The following is a 24,056-nucleotide window of genomic DNA, read 5'->3' on the forward strand; positions in this document are numbered from 1 at the left end:
GGGCTTGCTCGCGAAGGCGGTGGGTCAGCCGACATCAATGCTGAATTTGATTGCCTCTTCGCGAGCAAGCCCGCTCCCACATTTCGATCCGGTTTCTTCAGTTATTCGGTTATTTGCCGCCGCTGCCGGCCACGCTCTCGCCACCGCGTGTCAGGTAGTACGCGCCAAGGATCGGCAACATGGTCACCATCATCACCAGCATGGCGACGACGTTGGTCACCGGCACATCCCGTGGGCGGCTGAGCTGGTTGAGCAGCCACAGCGGCAACGTACGTTCGTGGCCGGCGGTGAATGTGGTGACGATGATTTCGTCGAACGACAGCGCAAACGCCAACATGCCGCCCGCCAGCAACGCCGAGCCGAGGTTCGGCAGGATGATGTAGCGAAAGGTTTGCCAGCCATCGGCACCCAGATCCATCGAGGCTTCGATCAGGCTGTGCGAGGTACGGCGCAGACGGGCGATGACGTTGTTGTAGACGATCGCCACACAGAAGGTCGCGTGGCCGACGATGATGGTGAACATCCCCGGCTCGATCCCCAGCGTCTTGAACGTTGCCAGCAGTGCGATCCCGGTGATGATCCCCGGCAATGCGATCGGCAAAATCAGCACCAGTGAAATGCCTTGCTTGCCGAAGAAGTCGCGGCGGTACAACGCTGCCGAAGCGAGCGTACCGAGCACCATCGCGATCAACGTGGCGATGGCTGCGATCTGCAATGAGAGCTTGATCGCCTCCAAAACATCCGGCCGCGAAAACGCCACGCTGAACCAGTGCAAGGTGAAGCCCTTGGGCGGAAAGCTGAACGCCGCTTCCTCGGTGTTGAAGGCGTAAAGAAAGATGATCAGGATCGGGAAGTGCAGAAACACCAACCCGCCCCAAGCGGCAATGCGCAGGCCCAGTGAAGCGCGCTCAGAGTGCATCGAAGGCCCCCAGACGTTTGACGATGGACAGGTAAACCGCGATCAACACAATCGGCACCAAGGTGAACGCCGCCGCCATCGGCATGTTGCCGATCGCACCTTGCTGCGCGTACACCATGCTGCCAACGAAATAGCCCGGCGGTCCGACCAATTGCGGCACGATGAAATCGCCCAGGGTCAGGGAAAAGGTGAAGATCGAGCCGGCAGCAATTCCCGGAATCGACAGCGGCAGAATCACTTGCATGAAGGTCTGACGAGGCTTGGCGCCAAGGTCGGCTGAGGCCTGCAACAGCGATGGCGGCAAGCGCTCCAACGAGGCCTGAATCGGCAGGATCATGAACGGCAGCCAGATGTAGACGAACACCATGAACCGGCCCAGATGCGAGGTCGACAACGTGCTGCCGCCCACCCCGGGAATGCCGAGGATGAACTGCAACACCGGCTCCAGCCCCAGATGCTGGACGAACCATTGCGCCACACCGCCCTTGGCCAGCAGCAACGTCCAGGCGTAGGCCTTGACGATGTAACTGGCCCACATCGGCAGCATCACCGCGATGTAGAAAAACGCCTTGGTCTTGCCCGTGGTGTAGCGCGCCATGTAATAGGCAATCGGGAACGCGACGATAGCGCTGGCGATCGACACGACGATGGCCATGCTCAGCGTGCGCAGGATGATGTCGAAGTTCGACGGCTGAAACAGCGCGGCAAAATTCGCCAGCGTCAGGTCAGGTGTGACCGCCATGGTGAAGTCGTCGAAGGTGTAGAAACCCTGCCAAAGCAGCACCAGCAGCGAGCCGAGATAGATCGCTCCGAACCACAGCAGTGGCGGTATCAGCAGCATCGACAAGTACAGGTTCGGCTTGCGATAGAGCAGGTTGGAAAAACGGCGCAAGGGCGGTGCTTGAGTCATCGTGAGCGTGCTCATTTCACGCCTCGCTCGCGACGGTGTCGTGCAGTGGAATCATCGCTTCCCGCGCCCAGCGTGCGCTCAAGCGCTGGCCGGTCTGGTGTTGTGCGCTGCTGTCGATCCACTGATTGTTGGCGTGGCTGATGCTCAGGGTCTGGCCGTTTTCCAGCGTCAGTTCATAGCGTGTGGCGCTGCCTTGATACTGGATGTCATGGAGCAATCCGCTGACTTCGATTTCGTGGCTGGCGAGTGGGCCTTCGGCGAAACGCACGTGTTCCGGGCGAATCGAAAACGGCTGCGGATGGCCGCTGAGCTGGCGCGCCAGATCGCCGCGAATCACGTTCGAAGTGCCGACGAATTCGGCGACGAAGGTGGTGGTGGGTTTCATGTACAGATTGCGTGGAGTGTCGACCTGTTCAATGCGGCCTTTGTTGAATACCGCGACACGGTCGGACATCGACAGTGCTTCGGTCTGGTCGTGGGTGACGAAGATAAAAGTGATGCCGAGTTGGCGTTGCAGCTTCTTCAGTTCGCTTTGCATCTGCTCGCGCAATTTCAAATCGAGCGCGCCCAACGGCTCATCAAGCAACAGCACCCGTGGGCGGTTGACCAAAGCGCGGGCGAGGGCGACACGCTGGCGCTGACCGCCGGACAACTGCACCGGTTTGCGTGCGCCATAACCGCCGAGGGCGACCATGTCCAACGCCTCTTCGGCGCGCTTGTGGCGCTCGGTTTTGCTCACGCCTTTGACCTTCAATCCATAGGCGACGTTGTCCAGCACGTTCATGTGCGGGAACAGCGCGTAGTCCTGGAAGACGGTGTTCACATCACGTTGATACGGCGGCAGACCGGCGGCTTCCGCGCCGTGAATACGGATCGAACCGGCGCTCGGCTGTTCGAAACCGGCGATCAGGCGCAGGCAAGTGGTCTTGCCCGAGCCGGAAGGGCCGAGCATGGAAAAGAACTCGCCGTCCTGGATATCGATGGAAACCCGGTCAACGGCCTTCACCTCGCCGAACTGCCGGGAAACGTTGGTGAACTGGACTGCAAGCGTCATGGTGCGGTGCTCCAAAAAGGCGTGGGCCGTCGCAGCGGCCCTGCCTGGACTTCTGAAAAAGCTGAATCCTGTTTCTTTTGTGGCGAGGGAGCTTGCTCCCGCTGGAGTGCGCAGCACTCCCAAATTGGCCACATGCGATTTGAATGGCAGACCGCATTGCCAGGTCTTGGGGCGGCTTCGCCACCCAGCGGGAGCAAGCTCCCTCGCCACAGGTGAGCGGCGTGTCAGCGGCCGCCCATGATCGCAATGTAGTCCTGGGTCCAGCGGCTATAAGGCACGAACTTGCCGCCCTCGGCCTGCGGGGTTTTCCAGAAGGCGATCTTGTCGAACTGGTCGAAGCCATTGGTCTTGCAACCCTCGGCGCCGAGTAGTTCGCTCTCCTTGCACGCCGCCGGCACGGCTGGCAGCGAACCAAACCACGCCGCCACGTCACCCTGGACTTTCGGCTGCAGCGACCAGTCCATCCACTTGTAGGCGCAGTTCGGGTGCTTGGCCTCGGCGTGCAGCATGGTGGTGTCGGCCCAACCGGTGGCGCCTTCTTTGGGGATAGTCGAGGCGATCGGCTGTTTCTCGTTGATCAGACCGTTGACCTGATACGGCCAGGCGCTGGACGCCACCACGCCTTCGTTCTTGAAGTCGCTCATTTGTACCGTGGTGTCATGCCAGTAGCGGTGGATCAGCGGCTGCTGCGCGCGCAGCAGATCGAGCACGGCTTTGTACTGCGCTTCGGTGAGTTGATACGGATCATTGATCCCCAGCTCCGGTTTGGCGGTCTTCAGATACAACGCCGCGTCGGCGATGTAGATCGGGCCGTCATAGGCCTGCACGCGGCCCTTGTTCGGTTTGCCGTCGGGGAAATTCTGCGCGTCGAACAGTACGTTCCAGCTGGTCGGCGGCGTCTTGAACACGTTGGTGTTGTACATCAGCACGTTCGGGCCCCACTGATACGGGGTGCCGTAGGTCTGGTTGTTGACCACGTACCACGGCGCATCTTTCAGACGTGGGTCGAGGGTTTTCCAGTTCGGGATCAATGCTGTGTTGATCGGCTGCACGCGCTTGCCGACGATCAAGCGCAACGAGGCATCACCCGATGCGGTGACCAGATCGTAACCGCCCTTGGCCATCAGGCTGACCATCTCGTCGGAGGTGGCGGCAGTCTTCACATTGACCTTGCAGCCGGTTTCCTTCTCGAAACCGCTCACCCAGTCGTAGGCCTTGTCGCTCTCGCCACGTTCGATGTAACCCGGCCAAGCCACGATATCCAGCTGACCTTCGCCGGCGCCGACGGCTTTCAGCGGCTCGGCGGCTTGCAAACTGGCGCTGGCGAGCAGTGCCGTGGTGATTGCACTGAACATTGCGGTCTTGTGCACGAACATGGTTGAACCCTCTTCTTTAAATTATGGTCGGGGCAGTTGTGAACGCGGTGAAGCCATGCCGTTTTGCGGCTTGTTATTAGCGTAGTCAGAGATGCTGGCCGTGGCGGGCCATGATGTGCCGCACTACGCTGTAGTCCTGCAACGAATCACTGGATAAGTCTTTGCCGTATCCCGAGCGTTTCAGCCCGCCATGGGGCATTTCGCTGACCAGCATGAAATGGCTGTTGATCCAGGTGCAGCCGTACTGCAAGCGGGCGGCGACTTGCATTGCCTTGTCCAGATTCTGCGTCCACACCGACGAGGCGAGGCCGTATTCGGAGTCGTTGGCCCAGTCCACGGCCTGCGCGAGTTCGTCGAAGCGGGTCACGGTGACCACCGGGCCGAACACTTCGCGCTGGACGATTTCATCAGTCTGTTTGCAACCGGCCAGCAACGTCGGCTGGTAGAAGAACCCGGCGCCGGAATGCACTGCCGCGCCAGTCACGCGTTCGATGTGCGGCTGGCCGAGGGCGCGTTCGACGAAACTGGCGACGCGGTCGCGTTGGCGGGTGCTGATCAGCGGGCCGATCTCGTTATCGGCATCGCGTTTGCCGGCGAAGCGCAGGCTGCTGACCGCTGCGCCGAGTTCGGCCACCAGTTTGTCGTGAATGCCGGCTTGCGCGTAGATCCGGCACGCGGCGGTGCAGTCCTGCCCGGCGTTGTAATAACCGTAGGTGCGCACGCCGTCGACCACCGCTTGAATGTCGGCATCATTGCAGACGATCACCGGGGCTTTGCCGCCGAGTTCCAGGTGTGTGCGTTTCAGGGTTTTCGCCGCGGCCTGGAGGATTTTCTGCCCGGTGACGATATCGCCGGTCAACGAGACCATGCGCACCTTGGCGTGGCCGACCAGATGACTGCCGACGCCTTCACCGCCGCCGCAGATGATGTTGATTACCCCGCGTGGCAGGATCTCGGCGAGTGCTGGCGCCAGTGCGAGGATCGACAGCGGCGTGTGTTCGGACGGCTTGAACACCAGGGTGTTGCCGGCGGCGAGGGCCGGGGCGATTTTCCACGCGGCCATCATGATCGGGTAGTTCCACGGCGCAATCGACGCCACCACGCCAATCGGATCGCGGCGCACCATGCTGGTGTAACCCGGCAGGTACTCGCCGCTGAGCTGGCCGGTCTGGCAGCGCACGGCACCGGCAAAGAAACGGAACACGTCAACGGTGGCGGTCAGATCGTCCTGCCGCGCCAGGTGCAGCGGCTTGCCGCAGTTCAGCGCTTCGAGGCGGGCGAGGTAGTCAGCGTGTTTTTCCACCGCGCTGGCGATTTCCAGCAGCAGGTTGGAACGTTGTTGGGGCGTGGTGCGCGACCATTCGGCAAAGGCGCGGTGGGCGGCGAGAATCGCCGTTTCGACCTGCTCGGTGCTGGCCTCGGCGATGTGGGTGAGGACTTCACCGGTGGCCGGGTTGAGGATCGGTTCGACAAAACCTTGCCCGGCGACCAGTTCGCCGTCGATCAACAACGCGGTACACATCGGGGTCTGCACGCCAGCCATTTTCCGCGATCTCTTTTCTTGTGTGGTCATTGTGGCTCCCGTGCCCGGGAGCCGACCGTCTTATAGATGCAGCAAGACTAGTGCGCGGCTCCGAGGTCGACAAATTCTAAATACTGAAGGTGGCATTCGATTAAATAGATGGCTTGCGTCCACCGTGCGGCTGCTCGCGGGCCACGGTCAGAAATGGATCGACCAGCGCCGGGCGCGCGGTCCCTCGGCGCCAGGCCAGGCCGACGTCGAGGGTCTGGTTGAGGTCGGCAATCGGCCGCGCTTCGATGATGTCGCCCTCCAGTGACCATGGGCGATAGGTCATGTCCGGCTGGATCGACACACCCAAACCCGCCGCCACCAGACTTCGCACGGCTTCGGTGGAAGCGGTGCGCAGAGTGATCTTCGGTTGCAGCCCGGCGCCGCGCCACAGCCTTTGGGCGTTGCGATCCATTTCATCAACATTCAGTTGAATCAGCGGTTCGCGAGCGACGTCGGCGAGGTTGATGCTGTCGTGTTCCAGCAGTGGATGCTGGGCCGGCAGCCACAGACGATGCGGCGAGTGAGTCAGCACTTCGGTCTGCAGGGCGTGGCGGTCTTCAAGGTTGGAGAGGATCAGCACGCCGACATCGATCTCGCCGCTGACCAGCAAATGCTCGATGTACGGCCGCTCGTCCTCCATCACCCGAATCTCGACGTTGGGATAGGCGCGCTGGAATCGGGTAAGCAAATCGGCGAGGTAATAACCGGCGACCAGGCTGGTCACCCCGACGATCAACTGCCCGGCGACCTGATCGGTGCTCTGTTGCAGGCTGCGTTTGGCGTTGTCCACAGTCGCCAGAATCAGATGCGCCTGCCGCAGGAATTGATGGCCCTGATGCGTCAGCGTCATGCCCTTGGCGTGACGGCTGAACAGGCTGACGCCGATTTCCTCTTCCAGTTGCTGGATCGCCAGGGTCAGGGTCGACTGGGAAATGAACGCGGTTTGCGCGGCGGCGGAAATCGAGCCGGTCTCGGCCACCGCGATGAAGTGACGGATCTGACGCAGGGTCATCATGAGAAGGGTACCCGGTGGGCGGTTTTTATCGATTGGCCTGAGTGTATATCTGTTTTCACGAAGGGCTGTTGCAGGCGAAGCAACATCTGGAAGCACACTCGCAGGTCGGGCCGGGGCACTTTCGAACTAGGCTGAGGGCCTGATAGATCCGGATAACCCCTGTTTTGGAGGCGGAACATGAACACCCGTGGATTGCTCGATCAACTACTCAAATCCGGCCAGGATCTGTTGCAGAACAAGGCTGGCGGTTCGCAAAACAAACCGTCGGCTGGCGGGCTGGGCGGTTTGCTTGGTGGCTCTTCAGGTGGCAGTGGCCTCGGCGGTCTGCTGTCAGGTGCTGGCGGTGGCGCATTGGCGGCGGGCGCCATGGGCCTGCTGCTCGGCAACAAGAAAGTGCGCAAGGTCGGCGGCAAAGTCGCGATCTACGGCGGCCTCGCGGCGCTGGGTGTGCTGGCGTACAAGGCCTACGGCAACTACAACGCACAAAAAGGCACCGCACCGCAGAACGAACCGCAAACTCTGGATCGCCTGCCGCCGGCACAAGCCGAACAACACAGTCAGGCGATTCTAAAAGCGCTGGTCGCCGCCGCCAAAGCCGACGGCCATATCGATGATCGCGAGCGCCAACTGATCGAAGGCGAATTCACCAAACTCGACAACGATCAGGAACTGCAACACTGGCTGCACGCCGAGCTCAACAAACCCCTCGACCCGACCGATGTCGCCCGCGCCGCGAGTACTCCGGAGATGGCCGCCGAGATGTACATCGCCAGCGTGATGCTGGTGGACGAGGAGAACTTCATGGAGAAGAGCTACCTGGATGAACTGGCGAAGCAGTTGAAGCTGGAGCCGGGGTTGAAGGTGGAGCTGGAGAAGCAGGTGCGACAGTTGTGAATTGCTAACTCATCCAGGCCGATGAACATCATCAAAATCATCGGCCTTCGGAGTAGCAACGATGCCTTTCGCTTCTTGAGCGCGGTAATACGCCTCAATCGTCAACGATGGATCGATACGCGCTTTGACAATGCAAGCTTCCTTTTGCCATGGATACTCTTGTAGCTGCTTGGACAGAGTCTTCAGACCACCTGTGATCCATCCCTTTTCCGACTGATCCCTCCATCGTCTTGGGTTGCGGCCTGTTTTCACATCGTAGGCTGCGGTTACGGGATCAAGATGGCGGCTTTGCTCAAGCACCGGCAAGTCGGGCAATGGCTGCGTTACATCCATGTAGCGCTGCAGGCAGTCCCAGAATGCGAGTGCGTTGGCCTGATCCAGCCCCAGCGAGTGAACCTTGGTGGCCAAGCAAATTTTATTATCCGTGTAGCGGTGATTTAACCACAGCGCATAGTCATGGGAGCCGAAGCCATTAGGAAGTAGCTGAAGCACTGGGTCGAACTCTTCAAATGGGGCAACGAATACCTGTCGGAAACGCCTTTTGAACCTGAGCATGCCGTCAGTTCGATTGAATTCGCTGCCATCGTGCGTGCTGATTTTGCTATGAATCCACAGCAGCGCGTCGGTACCAAGGGACGCTATAAAATACAGAAAAGCGCCCGCCCATAGGGCGATACACATAGAGTTCACACTGAATAATGAGTCTTTTATCCAATAGGTAGCAATTGCACCGGCTACAAATCCCAAGATTTGCATGTGGTGAAGAAATTTATTTCCCGTCATGAATAACACGAGAGAGGTGAGCATCAGAATGGCAGTGGAAATACCAATGATCGCACCTCCTGCTGTGCCACTGTTGCCAGATCCTGACTCTGTTCCTATAGAACCAAAGACCCCCAAAACCCAAGGCGCCCAGATGAACGAATAGCTGATGAGCTTAAGTACAAAGAAAAAATGGGTGGCTTTGCTGGAGTTCTGAAACTTCCAGCGTTTATGGTTGCAAAAGGATTCTACGTCGTTATCGATGTTTTTTTCCGAGTCAGAGAGTCTGATCGCTTCAAGTTGAGAACTGACTTCTACCTCTGGTTCTAAATTGGCGTAATTGCCAAATGCGAGATGAGTGTTAAACATACCGGTTCGGTTTGCATCCTCCGGCCAGCGAGGTGGCGGCAAAGGTTTTTTGCTATCGCTTCGATATGCTCCAATCGTATAAGCCGTATCTCTTTCTGTAATCATACCTTAGACTCGATTATTTCAATCTGCCAATAAGCTGGCGCATCCTCGGCTGGAATATTATCCGGAGGTGTTAGGCGATCTTTAGAAGTAAATGCTTTCCATTTTTTTGGGCTAGGTTGAGGCAGCACTAAAATATCTTCTGCTTCGTTAACGCTGAGCTCAAATTGCGCGCTGATTTTAAGCCCCTCTGTCATTTCGAAGCTATAGCGTTGCAGTGGATTGACATGCGCAACGGGAAGGCTAGGTGACAGAATGTACAGTACACTGGTCGCATCGAGTGGTAAGGCAGAGATCTTAGGGTTTGTCGCCGGTACACGGTTGTATCGTTTGACAGCTAATAATCCAGACTTCTCTAATTTGCTTTGGAATTCTTGTACGATCAATCGGAACTTTTTTTCATTTTCAAACATTGAGAGTAGAGGCGAACTCAAAACTACAGCCCAGTCATTGTCATTCAGCAGTTGCTTTTCAGGAAGCACACATTCCAGTGCTGAGTCAGGTTTTTTTGACCGATTGTTATCTGCGTTTTGTAATGCGATTCGATGAGCCGCAGGTGCCTTTTTGCGCCATTGCGATAAGCGCTCAACAAATATCTGGGGTCTCCCGATGATGCCCAGAAGTTGCTGGTAAGCTATTTTCTGGTCTTTTAAATGGGCAAAAATATCACTCTTGCCAATGAGGCTGTCCAATATTCCTGCCTCGGCAAATTGAATGCCAAAAGGGCCTTTTTTTACGATTATTTCAGTATCACTGTCAGTGAATATATTTGCAGCAATTGTGCCGCCGATAGTCATTAATACGCCAGCCAACAAGATGTATGGATTGACAACCAGACCTAATCCATAAGCGCCCCACAAGCCGCTGCCAACTGCAACAACTCCATACGCTGCGGCGGCATCAGTATCGCCTTGGCTGAAAGATCGGTAACTATCCCAACCACCCAGTATGGCACCTCCAAGGGTTGCGATACCGCCTACCGAACGAAGTAATGGTAGTTTTGAACTACCCGTTTGGTTTTTTAGATTCTTTGCCCAGTTTGTGGAGATTTTCGCTATGTCAAATCGCGGCTTGGTTAGCTTCTGCTCCATTGTTGAACCGAGTAATAGCTTGCTGTGGCTTCCCAGTGCTGCAGATAAATCCAGTGTTGCGCTGGCTATCCCTGCGCTTCCTCGAAGGGACTCATCGCTGCTGGTGAGGTCTTTATAGGCTTTTATCTGCGCCCAAATATTATATGTTGCAAACGCAACCATGAGTGTTGGGATTGTCTTGTTTTTCTCTAGAGCTTGTGTAGCTGAACTCATTTGTACGCGAAAGGCGCTGTAGCTTGCCAGATCCGGGTGGTCCTTGGGTATTGCAATTACGGTTAAGTTGCGCAGGCTTGGGCGTGATGAGGCGCCGGTTCGTGGACTTGTGCTACCTAAAATTCCACCTGATTGATTATGCAGCGTCGCATAGCGATAACTTTTTCTGGTTAGTGCCTGGCGTTCGACTTCAGTGAGTCCACCGCGCAAACCAGCGCCTTGTACACCAATAACGACATAATCCTGTGCGAGCGCTTGGCCTTGTTGCATCAGTTTAATAGTTGCTACTTTTGGTAGTAGCACTGAGAGTGTCGAGAATGCCGGCGTAAATATCCGATCAAGCTGAATTTTTGAGGCATCTTGAGATATTCGCCCAATTTGAGCTACTACACTTGCGCCAAAATTATCGAATAAGTCAGCGAGAAAATAAACGAAACCCTTCCCCGCACTTGGCTGATCCACTGCTCCGGTCAACGTGGAGGTCAGGATCAAAGTACTCAGCCCGGTCAATGCTGGGTCGGGCGCTTGGGCTGTTTTTCGAAGTTTGATAATTCGTTCTATCGTCTCTGGAAGCTGTTCCTGGTTTTTTGCTAATAACAGTGAGCCAAGCGGGTGCTCACCTTTCAATATGGCCTCGCAAATGCGACTTGAGGACGCAGTAATCTCTTTGTATTCTTCACCGGTATACATTGCATCGCAACGATCAGGTAACTGATTGAGCGCCTCAAGTATTTCGGTCATTAAACTGTAAGGCTCTAAGAGGCCCTCATCATTTCTATAACACCAGTCAAGAAGGACTGTATGCACTTTCTTGTCAGTTACTTCAATAAGGCGAGCCAGTCTTGCGGCCAATTGCTCTCGACATTTTTTTCGCTCGTCTTCAAATACGACACTCTGCAATTTGGGCAAATCGACCTTGTCTTTTAAGTCGGCCAATGGCCCTTCGAGTGTGCTATACAAAACCTGAGCATATTGTCCATGTTGTTGATGGGGAACAAGAGCATTCAGGGTCTGCAGATAATCAACACATTCGCGAATTTGCGCCGTCGCATGGCGCACTTCGTATAACGGATCGTCGAGAATCATCCCAATCAGATGCGGGTAACCACGCAGTCCGTTTTGGGTTAGCAAATCCTCTCCAGCCTCCAGGGTCGGTAGAGCCGGCGGTGGCGCGTGTTTGATTTTTTGAGCCAGCTCTTCCTTGCGCTTTTGCAGCTTCACGATTAGCGCATCGGGTTCGAAGGCTGCGAAGTCCGGCGTGAACTGTGCAGGATCTTCCATAGTCGCTTCAATGCTGAAGTCGCGTGAACGCAGGCCTTTGGTCAGTTTTGCGATCGGTGTCGCGGGGTGAATTGATGTCGCCTTCCAGATCGTCGTCTCACCCGCTGTTGCTGCCCAGGCGGAGACCATATTTTGGCTGCGGGCCCTGATTCGGTTTGGGTCTTCTTCCAGCCAGGTGATGTATTCCCACGTCCAGGAAACTTCACTAAAAGCCATGCTGAATTGTCGACCCAAAAAGCGGCCGTCGAGCATCATCGGTACCAAGATCAACTGCTGATTGACGCCTACCGGCTCACGTTTATCGGCGTTGCCTTTTTGATTCGCCACTTTTCGCCAGTGGACCAGGTCGACTTCGGCCAGTTGCCCTTTACCATCAGTAACGAGTTCACGCCAAACCTTGTTGTTTTGGAACACATAGACGCGACCCACTCGTGGCACGCCGCCCTGCAGCGATTCATTGAGTTTGTCGTGGCCGGGCAGGCGAGCGAGAGGTGTGACTGCAAGCACAATATTTTTCTGGAACCTGTCCAGTTCTTCAGTAGTTTTCGCGTCCACCATGACGGGAATCTGCAGGTGCCCGCCGTCGATTCGTTCTACGTTAAGCACCAGCCGGTATTTTTGATCATTCTCGTAGTCGACCTTCTTACGCGTTCCTTCGTTAATGGACTTGTCCTTGAACTCACTCATGCCTTGTCCTCTGGCCCCAGCAATTGCAATTGGCTGCCTGATTCGGGATCGCCCCACACATCGACGATGAGGGCCTCTTTACCTTTTTCGCTGGTATTTCTCGCGGCGGGTTTATTTAGCGGTGCATTGCCCAGGAGTTGTCCGACCGGCGCGGTATCTGCTGGCTTGGGTGGCATTGGCAGTGCCGCTGCAGCTCCCGTCCCGCTAACTGGACTGCCGCCGGAGTTCATGTCTATCACCGGGCCGCTCAGTGTAACGCCACTGGCGTCGATCTTGATGAAACTGCCGCCGCCAATCAGGGTCAGTTCGCTACCGGCTTCCATTACGATTTTGGTGCCACTATCAAGATGAATTTCCTGGCCAGCGTCGATGAACTGGCCGGTGCCGATCTTGATGTGCTGGTTGACGCCCACGGTCAGGTGGTCGTTGGCGCGGGCTTCGACTTTGCGGTCGGCGTAGACGGTGTGGTGTTCTTCAGCCTTGAATTCGGTGTAGCTGTTTTGCTCGACGGTGTCGTGGCGTTCGTTGCCGACGCGGATCTTCTGGTCGTGCTCGATGTTCTCGTCCCAGTCGCGCTGGGCGTGGAGGAAGATCTGCTCCTGACCTTTCTTGTCTTCGATGCGCAGTTCGTTGTAACCGCCGCCGCCCATGGAGCTCAGGGTTTTGAAGGTGCTGCGGGTCTTGTTCGCCGGCAGTGGATAGGGGACGGTGTTTTCCTTGTGGTACAGGCAGCCGCTGATCAGTGGTTGATCGGGGTCGCCTTCAAGGAAGGTGACCAGTACTTCCATGCCGATACGCGGGATGGCGATGCCGCCGTACTGGGCGCCGGCCCAGGCGCTGGAGACGCGTAGCCAGCAACTGGTCTTGTCGTCGGCCTGGCCTTCGCGATCCCAGTGAAATTGCACTTTGACGCGACCGTACTGGTCGCAGTGAATCTCTTCACCTTTGGGGCCGGTAACCACGGCGCTCTGGCTGCCGAGGATGCGCGGTTTCGGGTGGCGCAGCGGTGGACGGTTCGGCACGTCCCACGGGGTGGCCTGGAAGCGGTTGCGATAGCCCTGATGGAAATCGTCTTTCAGTGCGGTGGTGTCGCTGGTCACCGATTCTTCGAGCACCTGCGGCTGCTTGCCTTCGTGGAGGACTTCGGTGAGCAGCCACAGGTCATTCCATTTGGCTTTCGGGTGCTCGGTCAGGGCGAGGAAATGGCCGCTGACCAGCAGCGGCTGATCACTCTTGCCTTCGGCGAGCTGGAAGTCGCTGCGGTGGCGTTCGAGGGCGCGTTTGGCCAGGTGCTTGCCGCGCTCGCGGTCGATGAAACGGCCCGGGTAGTCGTAGTCTTCGAGGTCGGGCAGGGCGTCGCCACGGTTCTCGCTTTCCAGCGTCAGGCGCGGTTTTTCGAAGTCGTAGTCGCGGCGGGTGGTGCGGCTGGTGCGGGTTTCCAGGCGCAGGTCGAAACGCTTGATCACCGGATTGCTGGCGACCATGCCGGAATCTTGCTGATAGGCCACTGGCTTGAGTTTCGGGAACACTGTCTGGTCATCGCCGAACACCAGCTTGTGCGCCGTGGCGCTGTGCTGGAAGTGGTAGTGAATACCTTCTTCCTCGCACAGGCGCTGGATGAAATGCAGGTCCGATTCATCGTATTGCACGCAGTAGATGCGCTCGGGATAGATCGAACCGGTCTTGAATTCGTAGGCGTTGCTCTGGATGCCGTGCTCTTCGAGAACCATGCTGATGATTTTCGGCACCGTGAGATTCTGGAAGATGCGTTGGTTGACGCGGTGCGCCAGGTACGACAGTTGCGGGCGCAGGGTCACCGAATAACGGGTCAGGCGTTTGCCGGAATCACCTTGCGCGGCGCGATAGATCTGGCCGTGAATACCGCTGCCATCGGGCGACAGCTGCAGAAAGGCCGGTTTGTGCAGCAGGGTTTCGAGGTCCAGCGACGGCTGCTCACTGACCAGCTCCACCTCGAACACAAAAGGCTGGCTGATGGCTTCCCGGCCGGTCAGGGTAAACACCTGAAAGTCGGCGGAGAGCCCTTCGATGGTCAGGGCAAAGTGGGTTTCATTGGCCGGCGCGAACATCCCTTGTTCCTCGTGCTGTACAGCGGCGTTCGTCGACGGCCGCAAAAAACGGCTCAACGTACGCGAAATTCTGGAGGGGCGTAAACAACATCGACCAGCAGGGCTGGTCGATGCTTGTAACGATCAGCCGTAATTAAACGACTGGAGCACGCCAGTCATCGGAACCCGAAGTACCGGATACTTCGTGGGTCCAGGTGATTTTGCGGTAGGTGAACTGCACTTCTTCCAGGTGGGTGAAGTGCGAGTTGCCTGGATCCTGGCAGTTGTGCATTTTGTTGTTGATGGCGACGATGATCGCGTCTTCCAGTTTGGTGGTGTAGTAGTGCTCTTGAGTACCTTGAGCCGAAGTACGGTACCACTGGATAACGATTTCGCTCATGCGCTCGCCGGAGGTCAGAGCAGCTTGCAGCAGAGGCGAAGCCTTGTCGTAGACCTTGGTGATGATCACTGGCTTGTGAACGCGCTGACCGGTTGGCTGACCGGATTGTGGGTCACGCGGGATGATCACGTCGTGGCTGAAAGCCTGAACCATGACCTGGTCTTCGTGGCCTTCCTGGTAGGTGTTGCCAACGGAGTCGGCGGTGAAGGCGCCGGCAGTGATCAGGCCTTGTTTTTCGCCGGTAACCGACATGTACGCTGGTGTTGCCATGGGGTGCTCTCCTTGCGGATAAATTTAGGGTGCCCGGGAGGCGAAATCGCCCGGTGGGTGCCTGATTGTTATCAAGGAGCGTGCCAGGTTTGCCAAAGTCTCCGTGATGCGGGGGTTAAACTGCTCTAAAGCTCATGTTTCAAGATGTTTCATGCCAAAATAAGGCGAAAAGTGCGCAACTTCTTGCGCAGTGGTGTGCAAGAAGTTGCGCACTCGGCTACAGGCTCCGGCACATGGGCTCTGTAGCAATTCGAGTAGCGAAAAAACGCGATCAAGTGCGCAAGAAGTTGCGCATAAAGGCGTATTGCCATTACTTGGCGAGATGTCGAGGGCCGCAAATGACCGAACCAGCGCCCCTTTTTGCCATTCCATCACTGGCACGCCAGCCCCGGATTGTCGGACAGTCCCACCCCAGAGCCGTCCTGCCAACCACGTCGGGCCGGCTCGAGGGTTAAAAAGCGTCTTATAAATGAAACACCGCCCTCGGCTATACTCCCCGCATTTCGACTTACGGCACGAGGAATCACTGTGAAGAACTGGACGTTGCGCCAACGCATTTTGGCGAGCTTTGCGGTGATTATCGCCATCATGTTGCTGATGGTCGTCGTTTCGTATTCGCGCCTGCTGAAGATCGAGGCCAGTGAAAACAGCGTGCGTGATGACGCGATTCCCGGCGTCTATTACAGCTCGATGATTCGCGGTGCGTGGGTCGACAGCTATCTGCAGACCCAGGAACTGCTCGGGCTCAAGGAAGGTCAGGGGATTTCCAGCGAGGACGCGGCAGACTACAAGGCGTTTGAGGCGCGCTTGCAGGAGCAGATGGCCAACTATCGCAAAACCATGGCCACTGACGAGGACCGTAGCGAATTCGCCGCGTTCGAGAAGTACCACGATGCCTACATCCAGATTCAGGATGCCGTGTTGGACCTGCATAAGCGCAACCTGGAAGCGGACGCGGTCAAGATGTTCACCGAGAAGCTGACCCCGGCCTGGTATTCCGGGCGCATGAAACTCAACGACATCATTGGCGAGAACAAGCGGGTCGCTGATCAGGCCATGGCCAACATCGACGAGGCGGTGGCGGCGGCCAAGGTCAGCATGTTCGTCTCGCTGCTGGTGGCCGTGCTGGCGGCCGGTGCCTGCGGTCTGCTGCTGATGCGCGCGATCATGGCGCCGATGAACCGCATCGTGAAGATTCTCGAAATCATGCGTACCGGCGACCTGAGCAGCCGCCTGAATCTGGACCGCAAGGACGAGTTCGGCGCGGTGGAAACCGGTTTCAACGACATGATGACCGAGCTGACCTCGCTGGTGTCCCAGGCCCAGCGCTCCTCGGTGCAGGTGACCACTTCGGTGACCGAAATCGCCGCCACGTCCAAGCAGCAACAGGCCACCGCCACCGAAACTGCGGCCACCACCACCGAAATCGGCGCGACCTCGCGGGAGATTGCCGCGACTTCGCGGGATCTGGTGCGCACCATGACCGAAGTGTCCACCGCCGCCGATCAGGCCTCGGTGCTCGCCGGTTCCGGCCAGCAAGGGCTGGCGCGCATGGAAGACACCATGCACTCGGTGATGGGCGCAGCCGATCTGGTCAACGCCAAACTGGCGATCCTCAACGAGAAGGCCGGTAACATCAATCAGGTGGTGGTGACCATCGTCAAGGTCGCCGACCAGACCAACCTGCTGTCGCTCAACGCCGCCATCGAGGCCGAGAAGGCTGGCGAATACGGGCGCGGTTTTGCCGTGGTCGCCACCGAAGTGCGGCGTCTGGCGGATCAGACGGCCGTCGCCACTTACGACATCGAACAAATGGTCCGCGAGATCCAGTCGGCGGTGTCTGCCGGGGTGATGGGCATGGACAAGTTTTCCGAAGAAGTACGCCGGGGCATGGCCGAAGTGCAGCAGGTCGGCGAGCAGCTGTCGCAGATCATCCATCAGGTGCAGGCCCTGGCGCCGCGGGTGTTGATGGTCAACGAAGGCATGCAGGCCCAGGCCACTGGTGCCGAACAGATCAACCATGCGCTGGTGCAGTTGGGCGACGCCAGCAGCCAGACCGTCGAGTCGCTGCGTCAGGCCAGTTTCGCCATTGACGAACTGAGTCAGGTGGCCGTCGGGCTGCGCAGCGGCGTTTCGCGATTCAAAGTCTGATGAGCGAAATCACTGCCAAACGCAGCGCTGCGCCAGTGGCGAAACAGGCGTTGTTCCTGCTGTTTCGCATCGGCAGCGAGCGTTACGCCTTGCGCGCCACCGAGGTCGCGGAAGTGCTGCCGCGCCTGCCGTTGAAGCCGATTGCCCAAGCGCCGAACTGGGTTGCCGGGGTGTTTGCCTATCGCGGCACGGTGGTACCGGCGATCGACCTCAGCGCGTTGACCTTTGGTCAACCGGCCGAGGCGCGCACCAGCACCCGGCTGGTGCTGGTGCATTACCGTCCGGATGAACTGCAGCCGTCGCACTGGCTCGGGCTGATCCTTGAGCAGGCGACCGACACCTTGCGCTGCAACCCCGAGGATTTTCAGCCGTATGGTCTGGACAATCGCCAGGCACCGTACCTCGGCCCGGTTCGCGAAGATGCGCAGGGGCTGGTGCAGTGGGTGCGGGTCAACGACCTGCTGGATGACGCGGTGCGCAGTCTGCTGTTCCCCGCGCCGCATGAGGCGCAGTCATGAGCAGCGATCAGCGTTTTTTCGATTTCCTCAAGGAACGCATCGGCCTGGATGTCACCTCGGTCGGGCCGGCGATCATCGAGCGCGCGGTGCGCCAACGCACCACCCTCTCGCAAGCGGCACACAGCGATGAATACTGGCAACTGCTGCAAGGTTCGCGGGACGAACAGCAGGCGCTGATCGAAGCGGTGATCGTTCCCGAAACCTGGTTTTTCCGTTATCCGGAATCCTTCGCCACCCTTGGCAAGCTGGCGCGCAAGCGGCTGGACGAATTGAACAACATGCGCGCGCTGCGCATCCTCAGCCTGCCGTGCTCCACCGGTGAAGAACCCTATTCGATTGCCATGGCCTTGCTTGATGCCGGCCTCAAACCGCACCAGTTCAAGGTCGACGGCATGGACGTCAGCCCGCTGTCGGTGGACAAGGCGCGACGGGCGCTGTACGGCAAGAACTCGTTTCGGGGGCAGGATCTGGATTTCCGCGAGCGTCATTTCACGGCCGAGCAGGACGGCCATCGAGTCAGCGATGCCGCACGCGAACAGGTGCGTCTACAGGCCGGCAATGTGCTGGACCCGACGCTGCTGGCGGGTGAGCCGCCGTTCGACTTCGTGTTCTGCCGCAACCTGTTGATCTATTTCGACCAGCCGACCCAGAAGCAGGTGTTTGAAGTGCTCAAGCGTCTGACTCACGTTGATGGCGTGCTGTTCATCGGCCCGGCCGAGGGCAGTCTGCTCGGGCGTCTGGGCATGCGCTCGATCGGCATCCCGCAGTCGTTTGCCTTCAGTCGACACAATGATCCGGTACCGGAACCGCTGTCGTTGCCGACCCCGACGCCATTGCCCGTACGCCAACCGTTGCGCAGTCCGCCACCACCACTGCCGGTGCGCCCGCGTCCGTTTGCCAGCGTTGCACCGATGCCTGTCAGCAGCAAAAGCGCCAACCCGGACGCGGCGACCTTGCTCGCCAACATCGCCGCGCTGGCCAACGAAGGCAAAAGCGCCGAGGCCCGTGCGGCGTGCGAGCAATACCTGCGCAGCCACGAACCGGTGGCGCAGGTGTTCTACTGGCTCGGCCTGCTCAGCGACGTGGCCGGCGCCGCGCTCGAAGCCCAGAGTCATTACCGCAAGGCCTTGTACCTTGAACCGCAACACCCCGAAGCGTTGATGCACCTGGCCGCGTTGCTGCAGGCCCAGGGTGACAGCGCCGGTGCCAGACGATTGCAGGAACGCGCCGCCCGCAGCGGCCGCACCGCCGACAGTGAGCGTAAACGATGATCCCGTCCGACACCTTGAACGTCACCCACGAAGACGCCCGGGCCATCGATGATTGCTGGAACCGTATCGGTATTCACGGCGACAAGTCGTGCCCGTTGCTGGCCGAGCATATTCATTGCCGCAACTGCGCGGTGTATTCCGCCGCTGCCACGCGCCTGCTCGACCGTTATGCGTTGCAGCAGGACGAGCGCGACCCGGTGGCCATCGCGGTCGAAACCGACGTCAAAACCCGTTCGTTGCTGATGTTTCGTCTCGGCGAAGAATGGCTGGGGCTGGCCACCCGCAGCCTGGTGGAGGTAGCGCCGCTGCAGGCGATTCACTCGTTGCCGCACCAGCGTTCGCGGGCCTTGCTCGGCGTGGCGAACGTGCGCGGGGCGTTGGTCGCGTGCCTGTCGCTGGTCGAGTTGCTCGACCTTGATGGCAACGCCGCACCGGCCACTGGCGCGCGGATCATGCCGCGCATGCTGATCATCGCCGCCCACGGCGGACCGGTGGTGGTGCCGGTGGACGAGGTCGACGGCATCCACGCCATTGACGAACGTATTCTCGACGCTGCCTCGCGTGCCGGCGCTGAACACCACAGCACGGCCAGCGCCAAATACACCCGTGGCGTCCTGCAATTCCGGGGCCGCAGCCTGCGTTGGCTGGATGAAGAACAGCTGCTGTCCGCCGTGACCCGGAGCCTCACATGACCCCCGAGCAAATGCGCGACGCCTCGCTGCTGGAGCTGTTCAGCCTGGAAGCCGAAGCCCAGACCCAGGTGCTCAGCAGCGGGCTGCTGGCGCTGGAGCGTAACCCGACTCAGGCCGACTATCTGGAATCGTGCATGCGTGCGGCGCACTCGCTCAAGGGCGCGGCGCGAATCGTCGGCATCGACAGCGGTGTCAGCGTCGCCCACGTGATGGAAGATTGTCTGGTCAGCGCCCAGGAAGGGCGGCTGTTGCTGCGTCCCGAGCACATCGATGCGTTGTTGCAGGGCACCGATCTGTTGATGCGTATCGCCACGCCGGCCAATGCTCCGCAAGCGCCGGACATCGAAGCGTATGTGGCGTTGATGGGCCGCCTGCTCGACCCTTCGGCACCGCCCGCAGTCGCGCCGCCGCCGATGGCCGAATTGCAGATGCAGGCGTCACCGGCTGCACCTGCACCGATTGAAACCCCGGCGCCATTGATCGATACACCTCTGGAAGCCTCCGATCCGGCACCGCCCAAGAACAAGCGCACCACCGAAGGTGGCGAACGGGTGCTGCGGGTCACCGCCGAACGCCTGAACAGCCTGCTCGACCTGTCGAGTAAATCGCTGGTCGAAACCCAGCGCCTCAAGCCGCATCTGGCGACCATGCAGCGTCTCAAACGCATGCAGAACAACGGCCTGCGGGCACTGGAAAGCCTCAATGTGCACCTCAAGGAGCACGCGCTGAGCCTTGAGGCACAGGAAGCGCTTGAAGATGCGCGGCGCTTGCTGGCCGAGTCCCAGCAATTGCTCGCGGAAAAGAACGCCGAGCTCGACGAGTTCGCCTGGCAAGCCAGCCAGCGCGCGCAAGTGCTCTATGACACCGCGCTGGCCTGCCGCATGCGCCCGTTCGCCGACGTGCTCACCGGTCAGGTGCGCATGGTTCGAGACCTGGGACGCAGCCTGGGCAAACAGGTAAGGCTGGAGATCGAAGGCGAGAAGACCCAGGTCGATCGCGACGTATTGGAAAAACTCGAAGCGCCGCTGACTCATCTGCTGCGCAACGCCGTCGATCACGGCATCGAAACCCCGGAACAACGCCTGCTCAAAGGCAAATCCGCAGAAGGCCTGATTCGCCTGCGGGCCTCGCATCAGGCGGGTTTGCTGGTGCTCGAACTGAGCGATGACGGCAATGGCGTCGATCTGGAAAAGGTCCGCCGCAGCATCGTCGAACGCCAATTGTCACCGGCAGAAACTGCCGCGCAGTTGAGCGAAGAGGAACTGCTGACGTTCCTGTTCCTGCCGGGTTTCAGCTTGCGCGACACGGTGACCGAAGTGTCCGGGCGTGGCGTTGGTCTCGATGCGGTGCAGCACATGGTGCGGCAGCTGCGCGGCGCGGTGGTGCTGGAGCAGACGGCGGGCGAGGGCAGCCGCTTTCATCTGGAAGTGCCGCTGACCCTGTCGGTGGTGCGCAGTCTCGTGGTGGAAGTCGGCGAGGAGGCTTATGCGTTTCCGCTGGCGCATATCGAACGCATGTGTGATCTGGAGCCACAGGACATCGTGCAGATCGAGGGCCGTCAGCATTTCTGGCATGAAGGCCGACACGTCGGACTGGTCGCGGCCAGCCAGTTGCTGAATCGTCCGGCCAGTCAGAGCAGCGGCGAAACCCTCAAAGTCGTGGTGATCCGCGAGCGCGACGCGATCTACGGGGTGGCGGTGGAGCGTTTTGTCGGCGAGCGTACGCTGGTGGTGCTGCCGCTGGATGAGCGACTGGGCAAGGTTCAGGATATTTCTGCCGGGGCGCTGCTCGACGACGGTTCGGTGGTGCTGATCGTCGATGTCGAAGACATGCTGCGTTCGGTGGACAAACTGCTCAATACCGGGCGTCTGGAGCGCATCGCGCGTCACGGCAATCAGGCCGCCGAAGTGGCGCGCAAACGGATTCTGGTGGTCGATGACTCGCTGACCGTGCGCGAGTTGCAACGCAAGCTGCTGCTCAATCGCGGCTACGACGTGGCGGTGGCAGTGGACGGCATGGACGGCTGGAACGCGCTGCGTTCGGAGGACTTCGATTTGCTGATCACCGACATCGACATGCCGCGCATGGATGGCATCGAACTGGTCACCCTGTTGCGCCGCGACAACCGCCTGCAATCGCTGCCGGTGATGGTGGTCTCGTACAAGGATCGTGAAGAGGACCGGCGTCGTGGACTGGACGCTGGCGCCGACTATTATTTAGCCAAGGCCAGTTTTCATGACGACGCCCTGCTTGATGCAGTGGTTGAGCTCATTGGAGGAGCGCGGGCATGAAAATCGCAATCGTCAACGACATGCCCCTGGCGGTGGAGGCTTTGCGCCGTGCGCTGGCCTTCGAGCCGGCGCATCAGGTGGTCTGGGTCGCCAGCAACGGCGCCGAGGCCGTGCGTCTGTGCGCCGAAAACACCCCGGATCTGATCCTGATGGATCTGATCATGCCGGTGATGGACGGCGTCGAGGCCACGCGACGGATCATGGCCGAGAGCCCTTGTGCGATCGTGATTGTCACGGTCGACCGCCAGCAGAACGTGCACCGGGTCTTCGAAGCCATGGGCCACGGCGCGCTGGACGTGGTCGATACCCCGGCCATTGGTGCAGGGAACGCGCAGGAAGCGGCGGCGCCGTTGCTGCGCAAGATCCTCAACATCGGCTGGCTGATCGGCGAGAAAACCCCGCGCTCGCGCCCGGTGCCGACGCCCCATCGCAGTTCGGCGTCGTGCAAGCGCCTGGTGGCGATCGGTTCGTCTGCCGGCGGGCCGGCAGCGCTGGAAGTGCTGCTCAAGGGCCTGCCACGCAATTTCTCGGCAGCCATCGTGCTGGTGCAGCACGTGGATCAGGTGTTTGCCGCGGGCATGGCCGAATGGCTGGCCAGCGCCAGCGGTCTCGACGTACGTCTGGCCCGCGAAGGCGAGCCACCGCAGGCCGGCGCGGTGCTGCTGGCCGGCACCAACCACCATATTCGTTTATTGAAAAACGGCACGCTGGCCTATACCGCCGAGCCGGTCAACGAGATCTACCGGCCTTCGATCGACGTGTTTTTCGAAAGTGTCGCCAGCTACTGGAACGGCGATGCCATCGGGGTTTTGTTGACCGGGATGGGACGCGACGGGGCGCAAGGGCTTAAGCTCATGCGCCAGCAGGGTTATCTGACCATCGCGCAGGACCAGCACAGCAGTGCGGTGTACGGCATGCCCAAGGCCGCAGCGGCCATTGATGCTGCCGTCGAAATCCGTCCACTGGAAAAGATCGCGCCACGGTTGCTGGAGGTTTTCCCCAAATGAACAGGCTATTCCGCAATCCTGGCCCCCGCAGTATTCAGGTGACCGCCCATGAATGATTTACAGATCGACGACATTAAAACCGACGAAAACGCCGCCATGGTGTTGTTGGTGGACGATCAGGCGATGATCGGCGAAGCCGTGCGCCGTGGGCTGTCGAACGAAGAGAACATCGACTTCCACTTCTGCTCCGACCCGCACCAGGCCATCGCCCAGGCGGTACGGATCAAACCGACGGTGATCCTGCAGGATCTGGTGATGCCCGGCCTCGATGGCCTGAGCCTGGTGCGCGAATACCGCAATCACCCGGCGACCAAGGACATCCCGATCATCGTGCTGTCGACCAAGGAAGACCCGCTGATCAAGAGCGCGGCGTTTTCCGCCGGGGCCAACGATTATCTGGTGAAACTGCCGGACACCATCGAACTGGTGGCGCGGATTCGCTACCACTCGCGTTCCTACATGACCCTGCTGCAGCGGGATGCGGCGTACCGTGCGTTGCGTGTCAGCCAGCAGCAGTTGCTCGATACCAACCTGGTGCTGCAACGCCTGATGAACTCCGACGGCCTGACCGGGCTGTCCAACCGCCGGCACTTCGACGAGTACCTGGAGCTGGAGTGGCGCCGCTCGCTGCGCGACCAGAGCCAGCTGTCATTGCTGATGATCGATGTCGATTACTTCAAGTCCTATAACGACAGCTTCGGCCACGTCGAAGGCGACGAGGCGCTGCGCAAGGTCGCCACGGCGATCCGCGACGCCAGCGCCCGGCCGTCGGACTTGCCGGCACGTTACGGCGGTGAAGAGTTCGCGCTGGTGCTGCCGAACACCTCGCCGGGCGGCGCACGGTTGGTGGCGGAAAAACTGCGCCAGACCGTGGCGGCGCTGAAAATTCCGCACAACACCCCGAGCGACGGGGCGAGCCTGACCATCAGCATCGGCCTGGCGACCATGGTGCCGCAGGCGGGCAGCGATTGCCGGCTGCTGATTTCGGCGGCGGATCGCGGGTTGTACCTGGCAAAAAACAATGGGCGTAATCAGGTGGGCATCGAATAGGTCTCTCGAACCTGCAAATCCCCCTGTGGGAGCGGGCTTGCTCGCGAAGGCGGAGTATCACTCGACATCAATGCTTAATGACACACCGCCTTCG

Annotated in this window: 18 protein-coding genes; 8 read left to right on the plus strand and 10 right to left on the minus strand. The window is 59.3% G+C overall.

Going from position 1 to position 24,056, the window contains the following annotated elements:
- Positions 1–109: 109 nt before the first annotated feature.
- The 6 genes from ACS4NR_RS27170 to ACS4NR_RS27195 form a co-directional block, all read right to left on the minus strand.
- Positions 110–919: an ABC transporter permease gene (locus tag ACS4NR_RS27170; RefSeq protein WP_456018781.1), complete on the minus strand. Its 810-nt coding sequence runs from the start codon at positions 917–919 to the stop codon at positions 110–112.
- Positions 909–1,829 carry an ABC transporter permease gene (locus ACS4NR_RS27175; RefSeq protein WP_456020414.1) on the minus strand — a complete coding sequence of 307 codons (921 nt, stop codon included), beginning with the start codon at positions 1,827–1,829 and terminating at the stop codon, positions 909–911. Before ACS4NR_RS27175 ends, ACS4NR_RS27170 begins: the two co-directional genes overlap by 11 nt.
- Before the next feature lie 16 nt (positions 1,830–1,845).
- Positions 1,846–2,883 (minus strand): ABC transporter ATP-binding protein, encoded by a 1,038-nt coding sequence (locus ACS4NR_RS27180; protein WP_095138308.1) that lies wholly within the window; start codon positions 2,881–2,883, stop codon positions 1,846–1,848.
- A 224-nt stretch (positions 2,884–3,107) separates the two neighbouring features.
- The gene (gene ydcS, locus ACS4NR_RS27185) at positions 3,108–4,259 is read right to left on the minus strand and encodes a putative ABC transporter substrate-binding protein YdcS (RefSeq protein ID WP_456018782.1); all 1,152 of its coding nucleotides are present in this window, start codon (positions 4,257–4,259) and stop codon (positions 3,108–3,110) included.
- A gap of 85 nt (positions 4,260–4,344) precedes the next feature.
- On the minus strand, positions 4,345–5,802 hold the full coding sequence (locus ACS4NR_RS27190; RefSeq protein WP_166496657.1) for a gamma-aminobutyraldehyde dehydrogenase: 1,458 nt from the start codon (positions 5,800–5,802) through the stop codon (positions 4,345–4,347).
- 130 nt (positions 5,803–5,932) lie between these two features.
- Positions 5,933–6,847 carry a LysR family transcriptional regulator gene (locus ACS4NR_RS27195; RefSeq protein ID WP_007967749.1) on the minus strand — a complete coding sequence of 305 codons (915 nt, stop codon included), beginning with the start codon at positions 6,845–6,847 and terminating at the stop codon, positions 5,933–5,935.
- A 177-nt stretch (positions 6,848–7,024) separates the two neighbouring features.
- Between ACS4NR_RS27195 and ACS4NR_RS27200 the strand changes: the two genes are divergently transcribed.
- Complete coding sequence (locus tag ACS4NR_RS27200) at positions 7,025–7,741, plus strand: tellurite resistance TerB family protein (protein ID WP_456018783.1); 717 nt, start codon at positions 7,025–7,027, stop codon at positions 7,739–7,741.
- Between the two features lie 9 nt (positions 7,742–7,750).
- Here ACS4NR_RS27200 and ACS4NR_RS27205 read toward each other — a convergent pair whose 3' ends face one another.
- From ACS4NR_RS27205 to ACS4NR_RS27220, 4 genes are all read right to left on the minus strand, one after another.
- Positions 7,751–8,422 (minus strand): hypothetical protein, encoded by a 672-nt coding sequence (locus ACS4NR_RS27205; RefSeq protein ID WP_456020415.1) that lies wholly within the window; start codon positions 8,420–8,422, stop codon positions 7,751–7,753.
- 551 nt (positions 8,423–8,973) lie between these two features.
- Positions 8,974–12,246, minus strand: a complete 3,273-nt coding sequence (locus ACS4NR_RS27210) for a hypothetical protein (RefSeq protein ID WP_456018784.1) — start codon at positions 12,244–12,246, stop codon at positions 8,974–8,976.
- The gene (gene tssI / locus ACS4NR_RS27215) at positions 12,243–14,333 is read right to left on the minus strand and encodes a type VI secretion system tip protein TssI/VgrG (protein ID WP_456018785.1); all 2,091 of its coding nucleotides are present in this window, start codon (positions 14,331–14,333) and stop codon (positions 12,243–12,245) included. The genes ACS4NR_RS27210 and tssI overlap by 4 nt, the downstream gene beginning before the upstream one ends.
- Before the next feature lie 133 nt (positions 14,334–14,466).
- Positions 14,467–14,982, minus strand: a complete 516-nt coding sequence (locus tag ACS4NR_RS27220; RefSeq protein WP_003226246.1) for an Hcp family type VI secretion system effector — start codon at positions 14,980–14,982, stop codon at positions 14,467–14,469.
- A 528-nt stretch (positions 14,983–15,510) separates the two neighbouring features.
- Here ACS4NR_RS27220 and ACS4NR_RS27225 point away from each other — a divergent pair.
- Genes ACS4NR_RS27225 through ACS4NR_RS27255 form a run of 7 tightly spaced genes read left to right on the plus strand, consistent with a single transcriptional unit; the run spans position 15,511 to position 23,962 of the window.
- Entirely contained in the window at positions 15,511–17,133 is a 1,623-nt protein-coding gene (locus ACS4NR_RS27225) for a methyl-accepting chemotaxis protein (protein ID WP_095138313.1), read from the plus strand.
- On the plus strand, positions 17,133–17,651 hold the full coding sequence (locus tag ACS4NR_RS27230; protein WP_456018786.1) for a chemotaxis protein CheW: 519 nt from the start codon (positions 17,133–17,135) through the stop codon (positions 17,649–17,651). The genes ACS4NR_RS27225 and ACS4NR_RS27230 overlap by 1 nt, the downstream gene beginning before the upstream one ends.
- The gene (locus ACS4NR_RS27235; RefSeq protein ID WP_456018787.1) at positions 17,648–18,922 is read left to right on the plus strand and encodes a CheR family methyltransferase; all 1,275 of its coding nucleotides are present in this window, start codon (positions 17,648–17,650) and stop codon (positions 18,920–18,922) included. The genes ACS4NR_RS27230 and ACS4NR_RS27235 overlap by 4 nt, the downstream gene beginning before the upstream one ends.
- The gene (locus ACS4NR_RS27240) at positions 18,919–19,614 is read left to right on the plus strand and encodes a chemotaxis protein CheW (protein ID WP_456018788.1); all 696 of its coding nucleotides are present in this window, start codon (positions 18,919–18,921) and stop codon (positions 19,612–19,614) included. The genes ACS4NR_RS27235 and ACS4NR_RS27240 overlap by 4 nt, the downstream gene beginning before the upstream one ends.
- Positions 19,611–21,905: a response regulator gene (locus ACS4NR_RS27245; protein ID WP_456018789.1), complete on the plus strand. Its 2,295-nt coding sequence runs from the start codon at positions 19,611–19,613 to the stop codon at positions 21,903–21,905. The genes ACS4NR_RS27240 and ACS4NR_RS27245 overlap by 4 nt, the downstream gene beginning before the upstream one ends.
- Positions 21,902–22,912 (plus strand): chemotaxis-specific protein-glutamate methyltransferase CheB, encoded by a 1,011-nt coding sequence (cheB, locus tag ACS4NR_RS27250; RefSeq protein ID WP_456018790.1) that lies wholly within the window; start codon positions 21,902–21,904, stop codon positions 22,910–22,912. The genes ACS4NR_RS27245 and cheB overlap by 4 nt, the downstream gene beginning before the upstream one ends.
- A 48-nt stretch (positions 22,913–22,960) precedes the next feature.
- Positions 22,961–23,962 carry a diguanylate cyclase domain-containing protein gene (locus tag ACS4NR_RS27255; RefSeq protein WP_095138319.1) on the plus strand — a complete coding sequence of 334 codons (1,002 nt, stop codon included), beginning with the start codon at positions 22,961–22,963 and terminating at the stop codon, positions 23,960–23,962.
- Positions 23,963–24,056 lie beyond the last annotated feature (94 nt).

The organism is Pseudomonas sp. JQ36 (assembly GCF_053851495.1).